A 21,731-nucleotide genomic window follows, 5' to 3' on the forward strand; every position below is an offset into this window, starting at 1 on the left:
AGAAGCACAATGATACTACCCACCGAACCGATCGGCAGCATACCCAGATCGCCCGAATTGCTGAAAGTTTTGCGGCGTTTCCGCGACGGCCTCGCAACAGCCGCAGAAACGGCGGAAGCTTACGATGCCGCGCTACAAGATACCGTGCGGCGCTTCGAAGCGACCGGTTCGCCGGTCATTACCGACGGCGAGCAACGTAAATCCAGTTTTTTGACTTATCCGCTCGACGGACTTATCAATATTGCCGCCGACGGTCTCGTGATTCCGTTCGAGGACGGTCACAACCGGCAACTTCCACGGTTGACGAAAGGACCGTTTCGCTACCGGAATTACGCGGTCAAATATCTGCAGTCGGCGCTCCACTTTGCGAATGTACCGGTCAAACAAGCCGTCATTTCGGCATCGGCACTCAGTTTGCTGTATCCGGCGCAAGGGTTGGCCGATTATAGCCGGGAGCAATTTATCAATGACTTAGTGCTAGAAGTCGCCAAAGACATTCGCATGTGTCTCGAAGCCGGCGCGCATCGGGTTCAGATCGATTTTACCGAAGGCCGTCTGGCGGTGAAGATGGATCCCTCGAAAGCCCTGCTTCGGCAGTTCGTCGAGCTCAATAACCGGGTATTGGCGCAATTCAGTCCCGAACAGAGAAAACGAATCGGCGTTCATACCTGTCCCGGCGGCGATCACGATTCGACGCACAGCGCCGATGTCGATTATGCCGAATTGTTACCCGATTTGTTCAGGCTCGAGGCCGGTAATTTTTATGTGCAGTTAGCCAGCGAAAAGAATCCACGCCGTGTTCTGGAAGTCATCAAGCAAAATTTACAGCCGCACCAGCGCGTCTTCATCGGCGTCATCGACGTACTCGACAACGCACTCGAAACGCCTGAAACGGTGCGCGACCGGGTGCTGCTAGCCGCCGAGTATATCCCTCCGAAACAATTGGGAACGACCGACGATTGCGGATTTTCGCCATTCGAAGACGATACGTCGACCGGTCGCGATCTGGCGTTTGCGAAGATTCGGGCTCGCGTTTTAGGAACGCGAATGGCGGGCGCCGAAATACGGTCGCTCTAATTCTGACAATTCAGTTCGAGCCTGTCATTCCCAATCAAAAGTCCGATACCGAGCCTATCGAAGGAGTAACTACTCGCCTATTTGCTTTATACCACGCTGGATTGGGTCGATACCTATTGTCGGACTGTGTGCGGCTTGCGGTTTTCGCGCCGGACTTTTCTTGAACATCTTTGCGCGTTAATGCGTTGTATTCCTTTCGATGACTGGAATTATTTGATGCTGTTCATGCCCGTTCCATAAGGATTTGATCATACTCCCTTTATACCCAAAAAATAGCTAACTTTATGAAGGTATGGGGTGTAGCTAGCGAGGATGGCGTGAATGCAGATTTTTGCTCCATGCAAAATCTGCATTCACGCCATCCTTGGCGTTCGAGCCCCGTCAAGCCCCTATGGATGGGTTCACTGAGGTCCTCGACAGACACATTCCATGCCTTTGATTCTTAGACGGTTTTTCGATCAAAAGGGAGTAAATGATTTCCTTATTTTATGGGAGTTCGGTTGCTCGATTGGTAGGTGTCGGCGGCAGGGAAAACCGCCGTCTAGGAGGGCGAGCCATGAAATCCTGCTATTGATGTTTGGGGGCCACTCTTAAGTCAATATGACAAAGTAGAATCAGCCATTCACACGATGGCTTGAATTCATTACTCCGACCACTCTATCGACGACAGTATAGTGTAGTTAAATAGTGATCATTATTCAGGTGTTTCTTTGTCGCTATCGATAGCATCGAATAAATCCTCCTCAGGAAGATTGCCGTCATTAATCAGGTATTCGCGGTGTTGCCGGTAGGAATTTCTGATGAAGGCGTAGCGGTCTATCGCCGCTTCATCGACGATTTTCTCGGTCGTCATCAGGCCGGCACGACGGTCGGTCACGTCCAGCAGATCTGAGGCCGTGCCGGCGATATTGGCGGCGACGCCGCCGAATACCGTATAGTTGATAGGATCCATGGCGGCATCTCCGATCAGGCCGCCCACGCCACGAGGCGAACTGGGACCCCAAAACGGGATGACCAGATAAGGGCCGGAGGAAACGCCCCAAACGCCCAGGGTTTGCTCGAAATCTTCATTGTGTTTCGGTAAACCGATCAGCGCCGCGATATCGACGAATCCAGCTACGCCCACCGTAGTGTTGACCAGAAACCGGCTTATGTCCATGCCCGCTTGTTGCATTTTAAACTGAAGCAAGTCGTTGATTGTGACGACAATGTCGTCGACGTTGTTGAAAAAATTGGTAATTCCACGGTCAACCGGCTCCGGAGTTGCGAACAGATAGCCTTTTGCGAGCGGTTTCATGATGGTCTCGTCAAAATCGTCATTGAACTGCTGCGCGCCCCGGTTCCAGCTTTCCCATGGATCGTCCGGGTCCTCGAACGGAACGGATACGCAACCATTCAAAATGGCTAGCACCATGACGGTGAGGGTGATTCGAATCCGTTTTCGTGGAATTATTTTCATGAGGATCTCCTGATAGCGATACTGAGATGGTTTGTTAATGTTCATCAATGAGTCGCATCGTCGAGGGTTTTATTACAGCAGATCGGCTGATGAGCGTTGCTTTATCCCGAGAAGCTGCGTCCATGCCGCACGCAATCGTTGAACAATGCGTGAGGATAGGGATACGGATTTTCGCGACGGCGAAAAGGAAATTGGTCCGGCATCGGATTGCGCAACATTTTCCTTACATTCGTTACTGTATTGCCTCCCATGTCGCGCCAATCGCCGTCTTTCCGCTTTCAATGTTTGATTGCGTTCATAGCAGGCCGAAGCGTTGCGAAGCATTGTTGCATACGCTTGATAATCCTCCGGTTCGATGCATTTTATTCTGATCGTCCGCAAGGACGAGGCGCTTTTTGGGGTGCTGCACATTTCGATTCTCCAATTGAAAAAATGAATAGGTTTCTAGACGCCAATGCCATTCAGTTAAGCCGTTCGTGGCGAACCCTTCGGCTAAGCTCAGGGGAGCCCTGTCTAACTTAGGATTTCGTGATAAATAACGTCCTGGAGCTATTAGCTTTGTTGAGGGTTCGGCAACTCGCTTGACAGGACGCCGTGAATACGTCCATGTAGGCTTGACGGCGGCTTTCCCTGCCGCCGACACCAGTCAATCGAGTTGCCGAACTCTCCATTAATTAGGGAAGTTATTTACGACCAAATCCTTAACTTATCGACTTGGGCTATTGACAACAAACGGGGCGTATTACGAAAGCAGGCCGTCAAGCTTGTTTTTTCAAACCACAAAACATGGGAGTTCTTCAATATCAGAGTAGTGACGAGAACTTATCCGAATAGTTGGTTTGTCATCCTGAAAGGACAAGCGATCCGTTCCGGCTGGAATTTGGCGCATTGATTTTATGCTTTCAATGGTAGAGGCTTGCGAGAAGAGCCGTGTACGAACCCGTATGCATGGTTCTGGATGCTGGCCCTGATTCCCGATAGTTCAATGAATCCACATCGTGCCCGCCATTCCCAACAGAAAGCCCGATACGGCGCCTATCGCGGGGAAACTTTTATTTTTCATGCGGGCTCCGGGAGCGATATCCTGAAAAATCAGAAACAAAATTCCGCCGCTGCAAAACAACATGATATTGCCCACTATCGAGTCGTTTGCCGATAGATAGGTAAAACCGAATCCTGCCGCAATCGGCCCTATAAGAGGGGCTATCCAAAAAAGCGTCCACAAGCGGCGACGGGAAACCCCGCTCTCTTGCATTTCATGATGGGCAGCAAAACCTTCCGGCATGTTTTGCAGTGCGATCAAACCGGTCAACAAATAAGCCGTAACCAGGTCGTTGGCAACGGCAACGCCCAATAAAATAGCCTCGGGAAAGAAGTCCATCACCATGCCTACGAATAACGTGACCGTATTGCGCGTGCGCAACGCCCAAGCACTGAATTGCCAAAATAATAATCCCCCCAACCCGAAAGAAACGGAAGCGGAAAAAATCGATGAAGTTGCCACGCCGTGTGGGATTAAAACAAGCGTGACGGCTGCCAGCAAAGCGCCGCCGCCGAAGTAGGATACAAAACTGTCCAGCGCCTTGCGTCGGCAAAAAGAACCGATCACGAGGTTCGACGAGACCAGGGCGCCGGCCGGTATCGATAATCCGGCCGCAAACGCCAGCAGGAGAGCAAAATCGAAGTTTATTGTCGACATTAATTCAAGCTTCCCGGTGAAAACACTATCGAGTTTATGTTTTGCCTGTTGTTTTTCATTGGGCGCATTCTGCGAGTAATCTTAGCAAGATTAAAACCAAGGCCGCTGCCGCGTTTCTATCACCCGACTCGTTACGAGTCTCTCTTCGTTGGTCGGGCTACTGCGGGAAACCTTACAAGACATTTAGCTTTTGTTACGGTTCATAAGAGGGTATGACTGAAGCCACTAACAGTTTGGCAAGCGTTTCGAGCTCTTCTCTGGGCGGGCGGGTTTTACTGAATAGACGTAAGCCGAAGATGCCGGTTACCAGAAACCGGGCCGATATGGCGGGACCACTCTTGTCGTTAAGCAATCCCGCCCTCTCGCAATCGAACAATACAGCGGTTAATTCGCGCTCAACTTCGCCGAACATTCGCTGAAGCCGAACGCCTATTTGTTCGTCCTGAAATCCGATTTCGGCTAGGGTGTTGATGAGCAAACAATCGGAATTGCCGCTATCGCCGCAGGCGTTGTCGATCAATTTCATGAAAAAAGCTTCCAGACGCAGGATAGGCGGTTCGTCTCGATGCAACAAGCAAAACATCGATTGTTTCATGTTTTCGAAATAAGCGTCCAGCGCCATCAGAAACAGACCGCGCTTATCGCCGAAAGCCGCATAAAGGCTGCCCGGGCGGAGTCCTGTCGCATCGACTAAATCTTTGATGGAAGTGGCGTGATAACCTTTGAGCCGAAACAAACGAATGGCTTGTTGTAAAACATGGCAGCGGTCGAAAGAGGCAGGTCGAGCCATAAAATCGGGGTTAGTTGAGTAAAAGGCTGTTTATTATTGAACAATCATTCAAATAAAGCTATTCTTCGCTCGTTATTGAACGTTTATTCAATAATAAATCTTTTACTATCAATGTGGAGAACATCATGCCTCAATGTTATCAATCGATTTTGGTCCAGGCGCCAATACAACAAGTATGGAGCACCGTCAAGGATTTTCATGATATGTCATGGGCTAGTCAGGTCGTTCAACAATGTACCGCCGTCGGCGAACTGACCGGAACGGAAGCCGGCGCCAAACGAGTCTTGAACGGCGTGTTTCACGAGACCTTACTGGAATGCAACGACGCGGAAAACCGTATACGCTACTCGATCGACGACGGGCCGTCCCCGGTTTCGCAGGCAGAGGTCAAAAATTATGTCGGGCAGGTTCAATTGCGACCGGTCACGCTTGGCGATAAGACTTTTGTCGAATGGAGTTCCTCCTGGGAATCGGCTTCCGAGGAAGCACGGGATTTTTGCCATCAGATCTATGTTGCGCTGCTGAAGGCGCTGGCCGACAGGTTGAATGTGCAATGAACCGCTCGTTCAGACTGAAACTGTCGTTGCTGACGATGCGTCTTTCCGTGTTCGTCGTGATGTCGATGTGGATGATCGATAAATTTATCAATCCGGGGCACGGCGCGAAAATATTCGAAAAATTTTATTTTATTCCCGGGCTTCCTGAAACGACCATGATGGGCATCGGTGTTCTGGAGTCGATTGTTTTGGTTTGTTTTGTCCTCGGACTTTTTAAAAAATGGACTTACGGCGCGGTTTTGCTCTTTCATGCTGTGTCGACGTTTTCGTCTTGGCAGCAATATCTGTCTCCGTTCGAAGGTCCGCATTTACTTTTTTTTGCCGCATGGCCCATGTTGTCTGGTTGTTTACTGTTGTTTTTGTTGCGTGAAGAAGATAGTTTGTGGGCATTGAGTTGACGTGTAGAGATGAGCATTTAATTTCAACAAAGAGCGGCTCTTCGCTTCAGTCGAAACGCCGCTCGTCTTATTTTTTATTATCGTAATCAATCAATCGAGCAGTAACTCGGGCTGAACAGCTCGGGATTCGCGTTTTCAATGTCGCGGATATAGCTCCCGGGCATGTCGTCGCGCAGGAAACAACCCGCGGCCAGACTGGGATAAATATCTTCGTAGGTGTTGATCTCGGCAGTATTGACACGGCGGTACACATGCGATCGGTTTAATTCGGTAGTGTTGGATAAGCCGGCCGCGGCGATGATTTCGGCAACGCTTTCGACGGTTGCTCGATGATAATTCGACACCCGCGTTTTCTTATCGGCGACGACCAGTCCCTTGGCCAGCTTCGGGTTTTGCGTCGCGACGCCGGTCGGGCAGGTATCCTTGTTGCATTGCAGCGATTGGATGCAGCCCAAGGCCAGCATCATCCCCCGCGCGCTGTTGCATAAGTCGGCGCCGAGCGCTATGCGCTTGACCAAATGAAAACCGGTAAAGACTTTGCCTGAGGCGATGATCTTGACATGTCTTCTCAAATCGAATCCGGTTAAACAATCACTGACGAAAACCAGCGCATCGGCCAAGGGCATGCCGATGGAGTTGGTGTACTCGACCGGCGCCGCGCCGGTTCCGCCTTCGCCGCCGTCGACGGTAATGAAATCGGGTGTGATGCCGGTTTCGAGCATGGCCTTGCAAATCGCGATGAATTCGCTGCGCCGGCCGATACATAGCTTGAATCCGATCGGTTTGCCGCCCGATAAATCGCGCAACTTTTGTACGAACCGCATCAGGCCGACCGGCGAAGCAAAGCAAGCGTGCGTGGCCGGCGAGTTGACCTGCTTATAGGGCTCGACGCCGCGTATCGAAGCGATTTCCGGGGTGTTTTTACAGCCAGGCAAAACTCCGCCGTGACCGGGTTTGGCGCCCTGAGATAGCTTGATTTCGATCATTTTGACCTGGGGTAAGGCAGCCTTTGCGGCAAATTGCTCGCTGTCGAACATTCCCATGACGTTACGGCAACCGAAATAAGCCGTACCGATTTGCCAGATCAAGTCGCCGCCGGGTTCGAGATGATGTCCGCTTATCCCGCCTTCGCCGGTGTTGTGCGCGAAGCCGCCGGCTTTAGCACCCCCGTTTAGGGCTTTGACCGCATTGGCGCTCAGGGCGCCGAAACTCATTGCGGAAATATTGAAAATACTGGCCGAATACGGCTGCGTACAATGTGGGCCGCCGATCGTGACACGTAAATCCTTATCGATTTCGGTTAGGTTTCGTGCAGCCAGCGAATGCGCCAGCCATTCATACCCGACCCGGTAAACATCGAACTTGGTTCCGTAAGGTACAGTATCCATTTCGCCTTTCGCGCGCTGGTAAACGACCGATCGAAAAATACGGTTGATCGGCGAACCGTCGGTGTCCGATTCAATAAAATACTGTTGAATCATCGGCCTCAGGTTTTCCATGCCTTTGCGGAATCGGCCGATCACCGGAAAATTTCGTAGCAGCGAATGGCGTGTTTGAATCATGTCGTGAACGCCCAATAGAAAAATCGGCATCCATAACGCAAAACCCAAGAGCGTGTGGGGCCAAAAGAAGGCTAGGATTCCGTTGAGTGTAAAAACGGACGACATAAAGACTAAAAATAGTAAACGCATGGTGTCCTCTGGTTGGTTTAATAGCACTCGAATCAGCGAAAGTATTGAATGGATTCCCAATTGAGTCGTTGACTAGCCGGTTGCCTTACACCATCTAAGGATTTCGCGAAAAATAACTTCCTGGAGTTATGAGCTTTGTCGAGGGTTCGGTAATTCGCCTGGCAGGACGCCGTGAATACGTCCTTGTAAGCTTGACGGCGGAATCTGATTGCCATGGATGGCATGAATGCAGATTTTGCATTACGCCATGGATGGCGTGTATTAGGGCAATGCAGGAGCAATTGCCGAGGAGCAAAAATCTGCCCTGCCGCCGACACCTGCCAATCGAGCAACCGTACCCTCCAAAAATGGGAACTTATTGATGACCAAATCCTAAACCGTTTACAAACAAAATCATGGATTCTGTTGTAAGGAAGTAGCGTATTCGACGACTTATCGTCAAAATAAACGAATAAGGAGTCAATGATGTATTTCGTTAATCGATATGTTTTGGGTATAGCTCTTACGTTAATCACTGCGTTCTCATACGGAGCCGAACCGGATTGGACCGATTATAGAGCCGTGCTTGAGCATATTCGTCCCGGCAATAAGAACGGCGTTTCGTTGATGCTTGTCGATTATAAGACCATTCGTGACGATGGCAGTCTCGACCGGGCATACCAAGCGCTTTCTACATTTCCAGTTGCGAGTCTGGCGGGACGGGAAGAGAAACTGGCGTTTTATATCAATGCTTACAATATCTTGGCTTTAAAAATGGTCGCCGATCATTGGCCTTTAAAGAGCATCAAGGATGTCGGTAGTTGGTTCAGCCCGGTTTGGAAGAAGCCGTCCGGCGAGTTAGGCGGTAAAGTTGTTACGCTCGATGAAGTCGAACACGAAATATTGCGGCCGATGGGTGAGCCTCGCATGCATATGGCGGTCGTTTGCGCCTCAGTCAGTTGTCCGGATTTACGCAAGGAGCCGTTCGTTGCCGCAAAGCTCGACGAGCAGTTGAACGATCAGGCGACGAAGTTTTTAAACAATGCCGGCAAAGGCTTGCGAGTATCGAAAGAGACCATAAGAGTATCGAAAGAGACCATAAGAGTATCGAAAATTTTCGATTGGTTCGAAAAGGATTTTAGCGGGCAGGGCGGTGTCGAAGCTTTCGTCAGACGCTACCATCCTGATTTGCCGGATTACCGTCTGAAGGCCAACATTCCGTATGATTGGGCGGTCAATGCATTGCGATGAAACATATAAATGGGTGAAAAAAAGACCAAATGGTCTTTAAAGTTTTAACGTATCCGATGAGTTTTTTGTATAGAATGCCTCTTCAACACAAATAATAAACAGGTTTTCAAATGTCTCATCAACTGTCCCGGCCGAGCGAATGGCTCGGCCTGTATGGCGATATTCTCTACCGGTATGGTTACGCGCGGCTTAGCGACCGGGACGCTGCCGAGGATTTGGTCCAAGAAACGCTGATTGCGGCGTTGAAAGCCAAGGATAACTATGCCGGCCAAGCTTCGGAGCGGACTTGGTTGATCGGCATTCTCAAGCACAAAATCATCGATCATTTTCGGAAAACCGCGAAAGAACCGAACCAGGAATACGACGACGGTCTTGCCGGCGTTGCCGAAGACGAGTTTTTCGACGAACGAGGCAATTGGCAGCACGACGTTTCCTCTTGGTCGAAACCGGACAAGTCTTTGGAACAGACGCAATTTTTCGAAGTGTTGCAACGCTGTATCGATCGTTTGCCGCCGAGGTTGGCGCAACTGTTCGTGCTTCGCGAAATCGACGGCATCGATACCGAAGAAATTTGCGGATTGATGACGATTACCCCGAACAACTTTTGGGTGATGATGTCTCGGGCCAGAGTGCAGCTGCGCCATTGTCTGGATCTGAATTGGTTTAATGCGTAAGGGGCCGAAGAATTATGTTGACGTGTAAAGAAGCCAGTGTTCTGGCAACAAAAGCGATGGACGGTAAACTGACTTTTCGGGAACGAGTCGGCTTACGTCTGCATATTGCGATGTGTGGCTTGTGTAGGCGGTATGTTCGAGATACGAAACGATTGCGCGAGGCAATACGAAATGCAGGCCCATTCGTGTCGGCAATGATGCCCGAATCGGTCAAGCTATCCGAAAGATCGTGCGAGCGTATAACACAAATGCTGAAGGAGTATTCGGATGAAAGCCGTTGAATTTTCAGGAAATCGTGTTTTTCTTTCGGATTACGAATGAGCTTTAGCCTGGGCTGTCGAAAATAAATCCATTTTAGCTAATTTTTGTGTTTCCCCTTTTTAATCTCAAAATTCTTGGAAATAATTGTTGGTGATCATAAGTTATAAATCACCCTACTGCTGGCTTGTGTATACCAAGTGCTTTCTGAGTGGAAACGCTTAAAAAATCGGGCAATTATTTGCTGCTGTATCCTAAGAAACTCAAGCCATGTAACTGTTTTCGCAACGCATCTATCGGACAAAAGAGCGCGTCAGCTTACCAGCAAATGTGACCGCTCGAAGTATAATTACAGGGATGTAATGAATGCACAAAATGCCGGAGCATTTTTGACCTGCATTTGCCTTTCCTTTTCCTACATACTTGCAATACCCTCTAATTTAATCCAATCGAATGGATTGAAAGTTCTAAGATATCAGGAAAAAATTGTAAGCATTCGCGTGTTTATCCGACTCATCGGAGAATGATCGTTTTAACCCAGCCTTAACAAATGTAGTGCCTATAGGCTAAAGCATTGAATTTTAAGTGTTAAAAATCATGTCAATTTCGATGATCTAGTATTATAGTATATATTTATCAATGCCTTATGGAAGAAAAATGTTAAAGCTGGGTTAAGAGTTCGATTGTCGCGTTGATGATATCTATTTGACCGCGAAATTCCGGATTCTCTACAAATTTCGATTGCGGTCATTCTCTATTTGTCTTTAAGCCGGTTTAAATTGAGAAAAGCCATGGGTAGTACAACCGTTCCGTTAGTCGATAACCGGTTTCCTAGAATTCGGCGGAATGCTTTAACCACATTGCAATTGAATCTAGGATACGTCGGTGAATTCAATACAAATGATTATCAGGCCATACCGCTTTTCGAAAATATCGAATGGATGGCGAGGGAAGTGATGGAATCGGCTGTAAAATTCGCCGTCGACCATCGCTTGTCGACAATCGATATGACCGGAATCGCACCGGAAATGCATCCTGATTTCCGGTGGCTCGTAACGACCGCCAAGCGCCGGGGGATGCACATCAAGGATCGTTGTAACCCGGGTTTGTTGGTTAAACCCGGTTATGAATGGTTGGCAGGATTCATGGCCGAACAGCATGTCGAACTAGTCGCGGGGCTTGACTGTTTGATTAATGAGGACGCCGAAAGCTATTTCGATAATTCTGTATTTTTCTCGGTGATTCAAGGTCTTAGGTCGCTCAACGAGCTTGGCTATGGCATGCCGGATAGCGGATTGATTCTAAAACTTAGCTGTAAACCCCACGGCGCCTTCATGCCGAACTCGCAGAAGTCGCTCGAGTATCGTTATCGTGAGCGTTTGAAAGATGAGTTCGGTATTTATTTCAATGCCATGTGCGTCATGACGAATATGCCTATGTCTTATTTCGGCTCGAAGCTACTTGCTCATGGCCGGCATGAAGATTATTTAAACGTGGTATTCGGCGATTATTTACGGCTGTTGAAGGACGCTTTTCATCCGGACAACCTCGGTAAGGTGATGTGCAAGAGTCTGATTAGTATAGACCAGCTCGGCTTCGTTTATGACTGCGACTTTAATCGCATGTTGAAATTACAGCTAAGCCAAGGCGAACCTGTTCATATTTTCGATCTATCGGATAAAAAACTTGAGTCGGAGCTTATTCACGTAGCCGAGCATTGTTTCGGGTGTACTGCCGGACAAGGCTCCGGTTGTAACGGCGCATTACGGTAAACCGACCTCGTCACCGAAAATGCTATGCATCGGGCGGAACAGCAAAATTTGCCCGTATCGACGACAATAGATCGTTAAGAAATTGTAAGAAAAACATGATTATTAGTAGAAGAAACGGTTTTACCGATCCGTTTCATATTTTGATATCGATGGGAGTCCAGAATGAAATGCTATTACTATTTGACTTCGACGCGCGATAGCGTACGGAAAATTACCGAAGATTTGCACAACGCAGGTGTCGACGATTGGTTTATACATACGATGAGCAAAGACGAGGTTGGTCTTAAACGAGATAAAATTCATTCTAGTAATTATCTGGAACAATTGGATTTTTTACGATTCGTTCTGCTTGGCGGCGTAGCCGGATCGATTTTTGGTGTGGTGATTGCCGCGATATTCAAGTCAGTCGATCTTTTCGGACAAGAGGTACCTAATAGCGCGTATTATGCGATCGTTTTATTCGCATTGATGTTTGGCGCCTGGGAAGGAGGCTTGGCGGGTGTGGCGCTTGAGAACAGAAAAATCCGACCCTTTCACGACGATTTGGAGGCAGGCGCTTATTTATTGTTGATTTACGCTAAAAATAAATTCGAGAACCCGGTAATAGAAACCATGAAATCGAAACATCCCGAAGCCGAATGGGTTGCAGTCGATAGCGGTTTTTATAATCCTTTGTCCAAATTGAAACGGATAGAGCCGAAACGGAGCGAAGCAACGGCTCTTTGACGAAATAGCAATTTAATCGTCGCCGCTCGGCGATTATGAGAAGAGGTTCGGTATTTGTTGCATATATTATCATCGTAACCTGAAGGTGATAAAAACAAAGATTAAATACCTCGCATTGCAAAATTAAGCAAACTAAATTTTTCCTAAAGCTTACATGAAATCAGGAAATTTTCGTTCGAATCTTTTTATCGGTTGGTTCCACGAGAGAAAAATTATGAGTCTTTCCAATTTGTATAACAAAGCAATGCTGCTCTTCGTTTTTTGGGGAGCGGTTCAGACCGTTCATGCCAACACGTATACATCGGACTTTGAAATCATAGGTGGGTTGCTTGCAAGCGGCGCCGGCGCCACCGAGTTCGTTATCGGGCCGGCGAGCTTTACCGGCGGCGTATCGGGTGCGGCCGGCGTGTTCGAGTTATATCGTTCCGGGAGCCATGCTTGGATGGTTAGAGGAGGAGACACCGGTGTTATCGGATTCGAACCCGGTCAATACGTGGTCGAATTTTATGCCAAGGCTTATTCTTCAAGTGCGGGAACGACCGAGATCAGAGCATACGGCCTTGACGAAGATTTACTCGCCACAGCCATTCTCAATGTAAGCGACCCGTTTACCAGATTTAGCTTATCAGGTTTATTGGGGCGTATCGAACTGATCAACAACGATACGAATAACACCCGTTTCAATGCATTGGACGATATAACCATAACTGCAGTACCTTTGCCTGGCGCATTCTGGCTTTTCGGGTCTTTAAGCTTTGGTTTGATTGCGCTTAGAAATCGAGGCAAGCAGGTCAATCGACAAGAGGTACAAAATTAGTTTAGAGGTATGGCTTAAGTTTGATAAGGCCGCCCGGACTGTAGGTCTCGGCGGTTTTTTTATGTCAGCGTCTTTATTAGTCCGTTTGTGGCGGTTGGTTTTTTTAATTAAATGTCGAAAACGACACCTGGAATACGATTCGATTAGTTGAGGTTATATGGAATCAGAAAGTTATTATGTATACTAATCGGTACAAAAGTGTGTTTAATAACTGTGTTATTTAACGCATATAAGAGTTAATTATATAAATCAATTGCATGAATGAGTGTAGATTGCGGCAAATGACGTATATTCAGTCGAACGCTCGCTGGAAGACTGTTGCTGTCGTGCGCTTTTTTACGTTAGTGCGAATACACTCCAACTCAAAAGCCTATTGATTATTGTTTGAAATCAATACAAACTCAATAAAACAATAGTTTAGAAAAACAAGGGGAAACATGTTTTAAACTGGATTGATTGGTACAAAAAGTGCAATATATTGTGTACCGATTGATACATTAGTCGGCGATTCAATCGTTCAGATGCTGCTATGCCTCAAAAAGACTTCCATTCATGGCGGAATGACGAGTTTCCTTAATGACATTGGCGGTCTGGGTGCGAAGGCATTACTGGGGGAAATCTCTTCGCGATCTGAGCTTAACGTAAATAATTCATAACCATAACTTTGTCGGAGTACAAATATGAAACTAAAAGCGCATAAATTATTACCGGTTGCCGTGATTATGCTGGCTACAAGTAGCGGAGCCATGGCGCATACCGTGATTGCGGAACAAGCAACCGAAGGCATGGCCCTTCTCAATGGCAGTAGAATTACGCACGGTTGCAATACGCCCGGACTCGACGACAGACTCGGCATCATGGCGCAAGGCATCGTTTTCCCGAACGGTTTCAGTTCTCAAGCCTTCAAGCTGGTCGATGGCGGGGAGGAGCCGGTTACATTAGGTGACGAATTAGCCGATACGCTGGGTAACAATGTGGGGGTGACACCGACTTTAATACAAGATCGGGATGTATTTTTGAACGCTCACATTCTCAAAGACGAAACCGGCGCGCGCCGGGCATTCCATTATACGGCCGGCAAGATGCCCGGTAGCGATGTCGAAGGCTTGATTCCGTTTAGACATACAACACCGCGTTTCCTACCCGAATCTTGTGCTAAAAGATTGTTGGTGCGCATTGCAATCGCCAACTGGTGTTCGAAAAGTTCGAGTACGGCAGACGGCAATCGCGTCGATGTCTGGATGGGACATACGACTCCTAAATTTAACGACCCTATCGTCATGCCGTTCGGCGATGACGGCGGCGCCGGCGTGTTTTGGCCGACTTTGACCATCAATCGCGATCTGGCTGCAAATCCGCTGCCTGACAGTTGCGGAGAAGGCTATGACATTGCCGTACAGCCGTCAGATGCCGATATCGACCAATTCCTACCGATTCCGGGATTATGGCCGGCCAACGCCAATTAAAGGGTGAGGCAGAGCTAGAAGCCGGATTGCGTATATTCCGGTTTTATTGACAAGACCGCTGAGTCGAACCGTGTACGAAAGCCTTTCATTGGCAGTCTAAAGCGCCCTATTCAGCGGCTAACAACTCATGAATTTTAAGGAGACTTCGCGATGAAACGATTATTTATTTTTTTCCTGGTTTTGGGAGTGTCGGCCGGCCAGGCCTATGCAGCTACTATGACCTTTAACGGCGTTCAGGGTACGCAAGAAGATGAACCTTACAATCAGGTGGATATGTTTCGGTTCGAAACAGTCGGCCCTGGCGAAGTCGGTATCTGGGTGAATTCCGACCCTTTGGATGGCTTCGATTCGATTCTGACGCTATGGCAGCATGACGGCGGCGATTATACGCTGCTGGATTCCAACGACGATGCGAACGGCGCATTCGGCAGCTTTAACCCAAAAGATTCGGGTTTGAGTCTCAATCTCGACCCCGGTTCATTTCTGGTCGCCGTCAGCCAATGGGCCAACGTACCGAATGGAGATTTATATTCGCTCGGCTTCGACGGCAATGGCGATCCTTTTACATCCGGTTTCGAGTTTCCGTACACGCTAACCGTTGAAGGCGCAAGCGTCGTTCCGGTGCCGGCCGCAGTTTGGTTGATGGGGTCGGCGTTGCTGGGGCTATTGGGTTATCGCCGAAAAATCGGGCGATGAACTGAAACCATCCTAGGGGCTACGCCTTGTGAGTCTTTTTTGCAAACTTGGCGCCGCTCCAAGGCTTTATGCATTAATTCTTCGGGTTAAATTGAGAATTTCCCGGCAGGTCGGGTTAGCGGTTCGGCCTGCCGGGTAATACGGCGATTTGACAGCGAAGGTTAAAGACAATTCCGGCAAGTAAGCCTCGGGATGTAATTATTCATTTCGATCAATAAAGAGAGATTAATTATGAGACATTTTATATACGGTCTGGCAGTAGTAGGCCTGTTCTCGGTAGGTTCGGCCCATGCGAACAGCCTGGTGTTTGAGGATCAATTTACTTCGATAGAAGCTTCTGCGGTTTCGGATGCGCCGTTGAAAACGTTCTTTTTTCAGAACGGTAGTCAGCAGGATATAACGTTCTTGTTGGATACCTCATTCAGAACTGTTCAAACAAATTTGGGGGATCCGATAAATTTGATGGCCGATTTGTTTATATCGGTATGGCAAGCGGACAACACTCATTGGCGTCTGGCAGGTTTCAATAACGATGCGGAGCGTGATTCTTCCAATAACGGTAATGATATATTCGGACGCCCCATACTAGATTTTAATAGCGATGAACCTGTTAATTCGGGTAAAGCCAATCCAGGGTTGGCGTTGAATGGAATATCCGAAGGCTTATATATGGTTATGGTCAATGATGCCGGCCTCTTTCCGGCCGGTACACATGATTTCCTGGGTATACCTGTTGATGATCAGCCTGGAGAAGTGTTGGCATCGATCGGTCCGGACCCTTATTTTCGCGATGGATTGGATATAGCTATTTTTGGAGTATTGCCACCTACCAATGATGAAGAATGGACAGCGCCTATTACTCTGCAGATTGTTCCAAGCATAGCCGACAGCTTGACGGCGGCTGGAGCCCCTGCGCCGGTGCCGGTGCCGGCTGCAATCTGGTTGTTCGTGAGTTCGCTGACGCTGTTGCTCGGTTCGCGGATTCGCGGTACAGCTTGATTTACAGCCGCCGAAACTATCGCAAAGCAACAGCGGACGAGGTGTCGATATGTGCCGAATAATTGCGTTTGCCGCCTGGGTGTTATGCGCTTCAGTCTCGATCGCGCATGCTGCCGACAAGCCGCTTCCGGCGCACGCCGAGTCTCCACGGATCGCCTTTTCCGACACCTCGCAAGGTTTGCAGGTGTTGGTTCGTCAAGTGATACCGGGAGAAGTCGTGAAAGCGCTCGCTCGGCAGTTCGGCATTCGTTTTCATTATGCAGCCTTGCCGCTTAAATCGATCAACGCCGATTGCTCTGTAGCCGATTGGCCTGCCTTGATCGATTGCTTGTTCGGCCGTCCGGTCGATGCGGTGTACCGTTACGACCGCGATAGCGCATCCGGCTCCGCGATGCAAACCGTGGTTGAGGTTTGGCTGATGCCTTTGGGGCAGGATGGCTCTACCGGACAACAAGGCTTGCCTGATCGAAAGTCGGACGGTAGTCATACGTCTCCTACCCATGTTGCAATCGGGTCGGACGTTGCCAAGCGGCGAGAGGCCATCCCGGATCAATCGGACAATCAGAAGGCTTTGCTTGCCGCTGTCAATGACGGCGACGCCGCCAAACGCGCCGATGCCATTCGGCGTTTGGCGTTCGAGCAGGATTTGGCGCCGGAAAAATTGCGGGAAGTCATGCAACAGACGCTGAACGATGTGGATGCCGGGGTACGCGCGCAGGCGCTGGAGGCGATGGCGAACGCTGAGGGTTCGGAAGGACTCGAACCGATATTGCGCGAAATGCTGCAGGATAAAGATCCTCGCGTGCGCTCGATGGTCGTCGAACATGCCGATCGATTTCCGGATATCCTGAATGCCGCGCTAACGGATCGGAATCCGGAAGTGAGCGAATTTGCCAGACTCAAGCTGGAAGCGTTCTTCGGCGGACAAGCCCATCATCCGTGAACCCATCAAGCCGATTCCAAGAGTATGGAATCTTACCTAGATGAAAACATTACCAATAGTGAAATGCTTCGTTCTTACGGCGGTTTTTAAAATAAATACTCAACATAAAAGAGGAAACAATCATGACTAACAAATCAATCAACCCGTTTTTATTGCTCGTATTGTTCGGGCTGAGCCTATTCATCGCTCCCGGCGCCTACGCTCATACCATCATCGGCAGTCTTGAGTCTTTAAGCGGCGCTAGCGCGACCGATCTGTATCAAGTGGAGTGCTTTACCGACGGCGGCGGCGTGACCGACCATCTCGAAATCAGTATCCGCGATTTAACGCCGGGCAGCGGTCAGCTGAATGTAACAGGATACAAACTGAGCAATCTCCATGCGCGCGGCGGCACCGACCCGAAAACCGGGGACAATCAAGCCTCTCCGATCATTCGTGTGCCCGGCGGTTCGGGCGGCTATTTAATTTTCATTACAAGAACGGCGGGAGGTGCACGTAAATTTTACGAATTGGTCTTTCACTGCACCGCAGCAACGGGCACGCATACCGGGACCGATTCGGTTCGCTTCCAGAATCAGTAAATCCGATTCCGCAGCATTGCTGTGACCGGCGATGCCGAGTTCGTCGAGCCGACCACTGTGCCGGCTCGACGGACAATTGACTATTTTGCAATTAATAGTTTTGCATTTAATGAGCTGCTAAAGCGTCGTCGCAGTATATCGTTTTCATGGGATTTCGAAAAACCGGCTACCCACTTAACGCGGGACAATTTAAGGTTAATCCGATTGTGGTGAGCCCTTCGGCTAAGCTCAGGAGAGCCCTGTCGAAGGGCGGATTAACCATTCACCCTTCGACAGGCTCAGGGCGAACGGAATTTAGAATACTCAACTGATTTTTTACTGTGAAAGTTCGCAGATGCGAAGGCCTTATCTAATTTTTCGATATGAAAAACAATGTTGGTTCCGAAGAGGGTGCGGTTGCTCGATCGACAGGCGTCGGCGGCAGGGAGCCGCCGTCGAGCCTACATGGACGTATTCACGGCGTCCTGTCGGGCGAGGACCGTACCATCACCCCGCCCTTGAACTTTCATTTGCCGGGGCGATTGCCTGGCTGTCATGAACGTTAGGATAAATCAATAAAGAACAGAAAAACGATGAACTTCAAAATACTATTTTTTATAAACGCCCTGTTATTGCTGCAAGGCTGTGCGCCGGTCGCGCCGTGGGAACGGGGAAATCTGGCCAAACCGCACATGGCGCTGGATCATAATCCGATGCGCAGGGCTCTGAGAGCTCACAATTACGGCAGCCGCGAAGCGGCCGCCGGCGGCGAAGCGGGCGGAGGCGGCGGTTGTGGTTGCTATTGATCGATGCGGAACCGGGCTTCCGGACTGTAAAGCCGCATCGGGAACCCGCGGGCTTCAAGCACTCACGGCCGCCGCGCTCGCTTTGCCGGGTATGTTTGCGTCCGGCGATTCCGCGGCGGCCGACAGCGAATTCGCCTTTCAACAAAGCCGCTACGAAGAAGGGAACCGTAATTTATTCGATGCCAAAGTTAACAATCCGATACAGGTCGATAGCATTCACGCATCGGGCAAGCTGTCGCTTACCGACCGGATCAAATTTTCCTTCAATTTCCTGCAAGATACCTGGTCCGGTGCGACGCCTATGAGTAGCGCGCCGTTGGCTGGATCTATTCGCCCTAATATTCCGGTGGAACGTGACGGCGTGGTCAGCGGCGCATCGCCTTTTTTTCAAAGAACCATACAGTTCAATGAAAACTTCGAGCCTTTGGCGGTCGACCCGGTGACTAATCAAACGTTGGGCGTCGATAAAAGGGCGGTGCATGTCATGTCTACGGCATCGCCGGAAACCCGCAACCAGGGCGATTTTAAACTGACCTACGAATGGGACGAGTTAGCGCTCGATCTGGGCGGGGGGATTTCGATCGAGCGCGATTACGAGTCGCGCTTCGTTAATTTCGGCGGGCGCTGGGATTTCAATCAGAAATCGACGACGCTGAATTTCGGCTTGAGTTATACCAACAGCGATACTTATGCGATTATCGATCATGATGCGCAGGTCTATATCGAGAACACAAACGAAGGAAGCCAATTCACCCAAGCGTTCCGTAATCAAATCAAAATTGAAAAAGGCGATTACATCTTGCAAGGCAACCGCGAAGACTGGGGCGTCAATCTGGGATTGACTCAGATCGTCGGCAAATCCACGGTGCTCGACCTCAGTTTCGGCTATGCGCGCGGCACCGGGTTCATGGAAAATCCGTACAAGATCATGACGCTGGTGTTTGTCGATCCCGATACCCTGGAAGGCGAAACCCGAGCCGTGCTCGAACAGCGGCCGGACGAACGCAACCAATTCAGCTTCGGTGCGCGTTTGGCCCAGTATATCGAACCGCTCGATGCGGCTTGGCATTTCAACTACCGATTCAATCACGACGACTGGGGGATCGATGCGCATACCTTCGAGTCGGATTGGGTACAGCCGCTCGGCAGCGGCTGGAAGGTCACGCCCCATGTGCGTTACTACAGCCAGAGCGCGGCCGATTTTTACAGTCCGTTTCTGTTAATCAAGCAGGCATTTTCGAAAGCTGTTTTTGTTCCGGGAGTAGGTATTACGAGACAAAGTGCCGATGACAGCGTCCTGCCGGCTAACTTTTCCAGCGACCACCGCCTGTCCGGTTTCGGTACTTTAAGCGGCGGCGTGTCGATCAGCAAAGAATTTACCAAGGGCTTCACGCTCGAAGCCGGGTTCGAATACTACACGCACGAAGGACGGCTCAAACTCGGCGGCGGGGGCGAAGCCGGCTTCGCCGATTTCAACTATTACGTCGCCAACGCCGCGTTGAAGGTCGATCTCGACAATCTCGGGCGGGCCTTGGATTTTTCCGGCGACGGTCACGGCCATCATCACCATCATCACGGCGCCGGCAATCCGGCCGGACTGATGTTCGCGCACATGATGGACGAACCCGGCAGTTTCATGGTCGGTTATCAATTCATGTACGGTAGGCAGAGCGGCAACATGCTGAACGGTTCGAGTGTGCCCTTGGATTCGGCGATAGTCGACAACGGTTGCAGCACGGATATTCAATGCCGTTTTACGCCGAAATTCATGAACATGAAAATGCACATGCTGATGTTGATGTATGCACCGACCGATTGGTTGAATTTGATGGTGATGCCGCAATTCGTCGACATGGATATGAATTTGCGCGAACTCTCCGGACGTCCGCCGCCCGCGCCGGGCGTGCACGAACATACCGGCGTCGGCGGCCACGAGACCGGAGGAGTCGGCGATACCTCGTTGTCGGCCTTAATCAAACTATACGATTCCGGCATGCATCATCTGCATGCCGGAATCGGGGTGACCGCACCGACCGGCGATGTCGATTTGGAGTTTCGGCGCATCGTGCAGGAAGACGGCGGCTTGATCCATTTCATGATGCAACTCGGCAGCGGCACTTGGGATTTTACCCCCAGTTTGACTTATACCGGTACGTTGGATCGCTGGTCGTGGGGTGCGCAAGCCAGCGGCGTCAAACGTTTGCAAGACAAAAACGAGTCCGGGTACGCGCTCGGCGATTTGTTTCAAACATCGGTATGGGGCGGTTATAACCTAACTTCTTGGCTGTCTACGACAGTCCGCGGTATTTATACCGTGCAGGGTTCGATTCGTGGCGATTTCAATAAATTCAACGGCCGAGGCGGGCCGATGGACTTTCCGAAAAATCACGGCGGGCGGTTTTGGGACTTGGGTTTGGGCGTCAGCGCCTATGTGCCGTCCGGCGATTTAGCCGGTAATCGTTTGAGTTTCGAGTGGATTCAACCGCTAAAAGACGATGTCAACGGCTTTCAATTGGAGCGTGACGGCGCGTTGTCGGCATCCTGGAGTTATGCTTTTTAGGGCTTGTAAGTGCTTCAGGTAAAACTTACGAGGCAGGTTTATCAATTTTTATGGGAGGTCGCCATGAACCAAAAAAATCAATGGATCACCCTGAGCTTCGGTCTTGTGTTAACGATCTTTATTCCGCTTGATCGAGTTTGGGCTGTCAACCCGGTCGATCAATTAGTCAGACCGGTTAAGGCTCAAACCAAATTGAGTCATTCCCCGAAATTCGAAGGCCGGGGCGATGGTGTCGAAACCTGTCCTGTGACCGGCGATAACATAATGGGCAAGGATTGGAAAGCCGAGCTTCATGGGCGAACGGTTTATTTTTGTTGCAAAGGTTGCATGCAAAGGGCTGTTCAGTTGCCCGACAAATATGTCAAACCGACATTGACGGAACAAAAGCAGGCCGTACAACAGTATTTGGCTTCCAACAAGTCCGCCGGACGGGAGTTCGACCCGGAAATGTGCGATGAATAAGTCCTGCAAAGGGTGCTCAAGTTTTTAGCCAAATAAAAGCAGTTGGCATGTGGTAGACCGTTCGTGCTGAGCCAAGTCGAAGCATGAAGGG

The 21,731-nt window shown here is 49.8% G+C and carries 22 protein-coding genes; 18 read left to right on the plus strand and 4 right to left on the minus strand.

The window, feature by feature from the left end; genetic code table 11:
• The first annotated feature begins 9 nt into the window (after positions 1–9).
• Entirely contained in the window at positions 10–1,077 is a 1,068-nt protein-coding gene (locus tag ACINK7_RS07695; protein WP_404360746.1) for a cobalamin-independent methionine synthase II family protein, read from the plus strand.
• Between the two features lie 694 nt (positions 1,078–1,771).
• On the opposite strand, the gene ACINK7_RS07700 is transcribed toward ACINK7_RS07695, so the two are convergent.
• The 3 genes from ACINK7_RS07700 to ACINK7_RS07710 all read right to left on the minus strand — a co-directional run bounded on the left by ACINK7_RS07700 (position 1,772) and on the right by ACINK7_RS07710 (position 5,025).
• Positions 1,772–2,536 carry a VacJ family lipoprotein gene (locus ACINK7_RS07700; protein ID WP_404360747.1) on the minus strand — a complete coding sequence of 255 codons (765 nt, stop codon included), beginning with the start codon at positions 2,534–2,536 and terminating at the stop codon, positions 1,772–1,774.
• Positions 2,537–3,518: 982 nt separating this feature from the next.
• Positions 3,519–4,235 (minus strand): ZIP family metal transporter, encoded by a 717-nt coding sequence (locus ACINK7_RS07705; RefSeq protein ID WP_404360748.1) that lies wholly within the window; start codon positions 4,233–4,235, stop codon positions 3,519–3,521.
• A gap of 193 nt (positions 4,236–4,428) precedes the next feature.
• Positions 4,429–5,025, minus strand: a complete 597-nt coding sequence (locus ACINK7_RS07710) for a TetR/AcrR family transcriptional regulator (RefSeq protein ID WP_404360749.1) — start codon at positions 5,023–5,025, stop codon at positions 4,429–4,431.
• A gap of 125 nt (positions 5,026–5,150) precedes the next feature.
• Between ACINK7_RS07710 and ACINK7_RS07715 the strand changes: the two genes are divergently transcribed.
• Together ACINK7_RS07715 and ACINK7_RS07720 are read left to right on the plus strand one after the other, a co-directional pair.
• Positions 5,151–5,582 carry an SRPBCC family protein gene (locus ACINK7_RS07715; protein WP_404360750.1) on the plus strand — a complete coding sequence of 144 codons (432 nt, stop codon included), beginning with the start codon at positions 5,151–5,153 and terminating at the stop codon, positions 5,580–5,582.
• A complete protein-coding gene (locus ACINK7_RS07720; protein WP_404360751.1) occupies positions 5,579–5,980 on the plus strand; it encodes a hypothetical protein in 402 nt (133 codons plus the stop codon). Before ACINK7_RS07715 ends, ACINK7_RS07720 begins: the two co-directional genes overlap by 4 nt.
• Positions 5,981–6,066: 86 nt before the next feature.
• On the opposite strand, the gene ACINK7_RS07725 is transcribed toward ACINK7_RS07720, so the two are convergent.
• Positions 6,067–7,671 (minus strand): FMN-binding glutamate synthase family protein, encoded by a 1,605-nt coding sequence (locus tag ACINK7_RS07725; protein WP_404360752.1) that lies wholly within the window; start codon positions 7,669–7,671, stop codon positions 6,067–6,069.
• A 462-nt stretch (positions 7,672–8,133) separates the two neighbouring features.
• On the opposite strand from ACINK7_RS07725, the gene ACINK7_RS07730 reads away from it, so the two are divergent.
• The 15 genes from ACINK7_RS07730 (at position 8,134) to ACINK7_RS07800 (ending at position 21,640) form a co-directional block, all read left to right on the plus strand.
• Positions 8,134–8,901, plus strand: a complete 768-nt coding sequence (locus tag ACINK7_RS07730; RefSeq protein ID WP_404360753.1) for a DUF547 domain-containing protein — start codon at positions 8,134–8,136, stop codon at positions 8,899–8,901.
• Positions 8,902–9,011: 110 nt separating this feature from the next.
• Positions 9,012–9,575: a sigma-70 family RNA polymerase sigma factor gene (locus tag ACINK7_RS07735; protein ID WP_404360754.1), complete on the plus strand. Its 564-nt coding sequence runs from the start codon at positions 9,012–9,014 to the stop codon at positions 9,573–9,575.
• Positions 9,576–9,589: 14 nt separating this feature from the next.
• Complete coding sequence (locus ACINK7_RS07740) at positions 9,590–9,856, plus strand: zf-HC2 domain-containing protein (protein WP_404360755.1); 267 nt, start codon at positions 9,590–9,592, stop codon at positions 9,854–9,856.
• Positions 9,857–10,624: 768 nt separating this feature from the next.
• Complete coding sequence (locus ACINK7_RS07745) at positions 10,625–11,605, plus strand: DUF3641 domain-containing protein (RefSeq protein WP_404360757.1); 981 nt, start codon at positions 10,625–10,627, stop codon at positions 11,603–11,605.
• Between the two features lie 162 nt (positions 11,606–11,767).
• Positions 11,768–12,331 (plus strand): hypothetical protein, encoded by a 564-nt coding sequence (locus tag ACINK7_RS07750; protein WP_404360758.1) that lies wholly within the window; start codon positions 11,768–11,770, stop codon positions 12,329–12,331.
• A 214-nt stretch (positions 12,332–12,545) separates the two neighbouring features.
• Positions 12,546–13,148, plus strand: a complete 603-nt coding sequence (locus ACINK7_RS07755; protein WP_404360759.1) for a hypothetical protein — start codon at positions 12,546–12,548, stop codon at positions 13,146–13,148.
• A gap of 680 nt (positions 13,149–13,828) precedes the next feature.
• Entirely contained in the window at positions 13,829–14,614 is a 786-nt protein-coding gene (locus ACINK7_RS07760; RefSeq protein WP_404360760.1) for a hypothetical protein, read from the plus strand.
• A 150-nt stretch (positions 14,615–14,764) separates the two neighbouring features.
• Complete coding sequence (locus tag ACINK7_RS07765) at positions 14,765–15,310, plus strand: DVUA0089 family protein (protein ID WP_404360761.1); 546 nt, start codon at positions 14,765–14,767, stop codon at positions 15,308–15,310.
• Positions 15,311–15,541: 231 nt separating this feature from the next.
• The gene (locus tag ACINK7_RS07770) at positions 15,542–16,309 is read left to right on the plus strand and encodes a hypothetical protein (RefSeq protein ID WP_404360762.1); all 768 of its coding nucleotides are present in this window, start codon (positions 15,542–15,544) and stop codon (positions 16,307–16,309) included.
• Between the two features lie 49 nt (positions 16,310–16,358).
• Positions 16,359–17,252 (plus strand): HEAT repeat domain-containing protein, encoded by an 894-nt coding sequence (locus tag ACINK7_RS07775; RefSeq protein ID WP_404360763.1) that lies wholly within the window; start codon positions 16,359–16,361, stop codon positions 17,250–17,252.
• Positions 17,253–17,374: 122 nt separating this feature from the next.
• Positions 17,375–17,833 carry a hypothetical protein gene (locus ACINK7_RS07780; protein WP_404360764.1) on the plus strand — a complete coding sequence of 153 codons (459 nt, stop codon included), beginning with the start codon at positions 17,375–17,377 and terminating at the stop codon, positions 17,831–17,833.
• Between the two features lie 362 nt (positions 17,834–18,195).
• Positions 18,196–18,378 (plus strand): hypothetical protein, encoded by a 183-nt coding sequence (locus ACINK7_RS07785; protein ID WP_404360765.1) that lies wholly within the window; start codon positions 18,196–18,198, stop codon positions 18,376–18,378.
• A 27-nt stretch (positions 18,379–18,405) separates the two neighbouring features.
• Positions 18,406–18,618 carry a DUF4266 domain-containing protein gene (locus tag ACINK7_RS07790; RefSeq protein WP_404360767.1) on the plus strand — a complete coding sequence of 71 codons (213 nt, stop codon included), beginning with the start codon at positions 18,406–18,408 and terminating at the stop codon, positions 18,616–18,618.
• Positions 18,605–21,178, plus strand: a complete 2,574-nt coding sequence (locus tag ACINK7_RS07795) for a DUF3570 domain-containing protein (RefSeq protein WP_404360768.1) — start codon at positions 18,605–18,607, stop codon at positions 21,176–21,178. The genes ACINK7_RS07790 and ACINK7_RS07795 overlap by 14 nt, the downstream gene beginning before the upstream one ends.
• Positions 21,179–21,241: 63 nt before the next feature.
• Positions 21,242–21,640 (plus strand): hypothetical protein, encoded by a 399-nt coding sequence (locus ACINK7_RS07800; RefSeq protein ID WP_404360769.1) that lies wholly within the window; start codon positions 21,242–21,244, stop codon positions 21,638–21,640.
• Positions 21,641–21,731: the final 91 nt, after the last annotated feature.

The organism is Methylotuvimicrobium sp. KM1 (assembly GCF_044788715.1).
In the GTDB taxonomy this organism is placed as follows: Bacteria; Pseudomonadota; Gammaproteobacteria; order Methylococcales; family Methylomonadaceae; genus Methylotuvimicrobium.

Coding starts and splice junctions, on each gene's coding strand:
- ACINK7_RS07745 (WP_404360757.1), top strand. CDS start 10,625: ATGGGTAGTACAACCGTTCCGTTAGTCGATAACCGGTTTCCTAGAATT.
- ACINK7_RS07785 (WP_404360765.1), top strand. CDS start 18,196: ATGAAAAACAATGTTGGTTCCGAAGAGGGTGCGGTTGCTCGATCGACA.
- ACINK7_RS07705 (WP_404360748.1), bottom strand. CDS start 4,235: ATGTCGACAATAAACTTCGATTTTGCTCTCCTGCTGGCGTTTGCGGCC.
- ACINK7_RS07760 (WP_404360760.1), top strand. CDS start 13,829: ATGAAACTAAAAGCGCATAAATTATTACCGGTTGCCGTGATTATGCTG.
- ACINK7_RS07720 (WP_404360751.1), top strand. CDS start 5,579: ATGAACCGCTCGTTCAGACTGAAACTGTCGTTGCTGACGATGCGTCTT.
- ACINK7_RS07715 (WP_404360750.1), top strand. CDS start 5,151: ATGCCTCAATGTTATCAATCGATTTTGGTCCAGGCGCCAATACAACAA.
- ACINK7_RS07730 (WP_404360753.1), top strand. CDS start 8,134: ATGATGTATTTCGTTAATCGATATGTTTTGGGTATAGCTCTTACGTTA.
- ACINK7_RS07775 (WP_404360763.1), top strand. CDS start 16,359: ATGTGCCGAATAATTGCGTTTGCCGCCTGGGTGTTATGCGCTTCAGTC.
- ACINK7_RS07725 (WP_404360752.1), bottom strand. CDS start 7,671: ATGCGTTTACTATTTTTAGTCTTTATGTCGTCCGTTTTTACACTCAAC.
- ACINK7_RS07735 (WP_404360754.1), top strand. CDS start 9,012: ATGTCTCATCAACTGTCCCGGCCGAGCGAATGGCTCGGCCTGTATGGC.
- ACINK7_RS07800 (WP_404360769.1), top strand. CDS start 21,242: ATGAACCAAAAAAATCAATGGATCACCCTGAGCTTCGGTCTTGTGTTA.
- ACINK7_RS07770 (WP_404360762.1), top strand. CDS start 15,542: ATGAGACATTTTATATACGGTCTGGCAGTAGTAGGCCTGTTCTCGGTA.
- ACINK7_RS07765 (WP_404360761.1), top strand. CDS start 14,765: ATGAAACGATTATTTATTTTTTTCCTGGTTTTGGGAGTGTCGGCCGGC.
- ACINK7_RS07780 (WP_404360764.1), top strand. CDS start 17,375: ATGACTAACAAATCAATCAACCCGTTTTTATTGCTCGTATTGTTCGGG.
- ACINK7_RS07740 (WP_404360755.1), top strand. CDS start 9,590: ATGTTGACGTGTAAAGAAGCCAGTGTTCTGGCAACAAAAGCGATGGAC.
- ACINK7_RS07750 (WP_404360758.1), top strand. CDS start 11,768: ATGAAATGCTATTACTATTTGACTTCGACGCGCGATAGCGTACGGAAA.
- ACINK7_RS07695 (WP_404360746.1), top strand. CDS start 10: ATGATACTACCCACCGAACCGATCGGCAGCATACCCAGATCGCCCGAA.
- ACINK7_RS07700 (WP_404360747.1), bottom strand. CDS start 2,536: ATGAAAATAATTCCACGAAAACGGATTCGAATCACCCTCACCGTCATG.
- ACINK7_RS07790 (WP_404360767.1), top strand. CDS start 18,406: ATGAACTTCAAAATACTATTTTTTATAAACGCCCTGTTATTGCTGCAA.
- ACINK7_RS07755 (WP_404360759.1), top strand. CDS start 12,546: ATGAGTCTTTCCAATTTGTATAACAAAGCAATGCTGCTCTTCGTTTTT.
- ACINK7_RS07710 (WP_404360749.1), bottom strand. CDS start 5,025: ATGGCTCGACCTGCCTCTTTCGACCGCTGCCATGTTTTACAACAAGCC.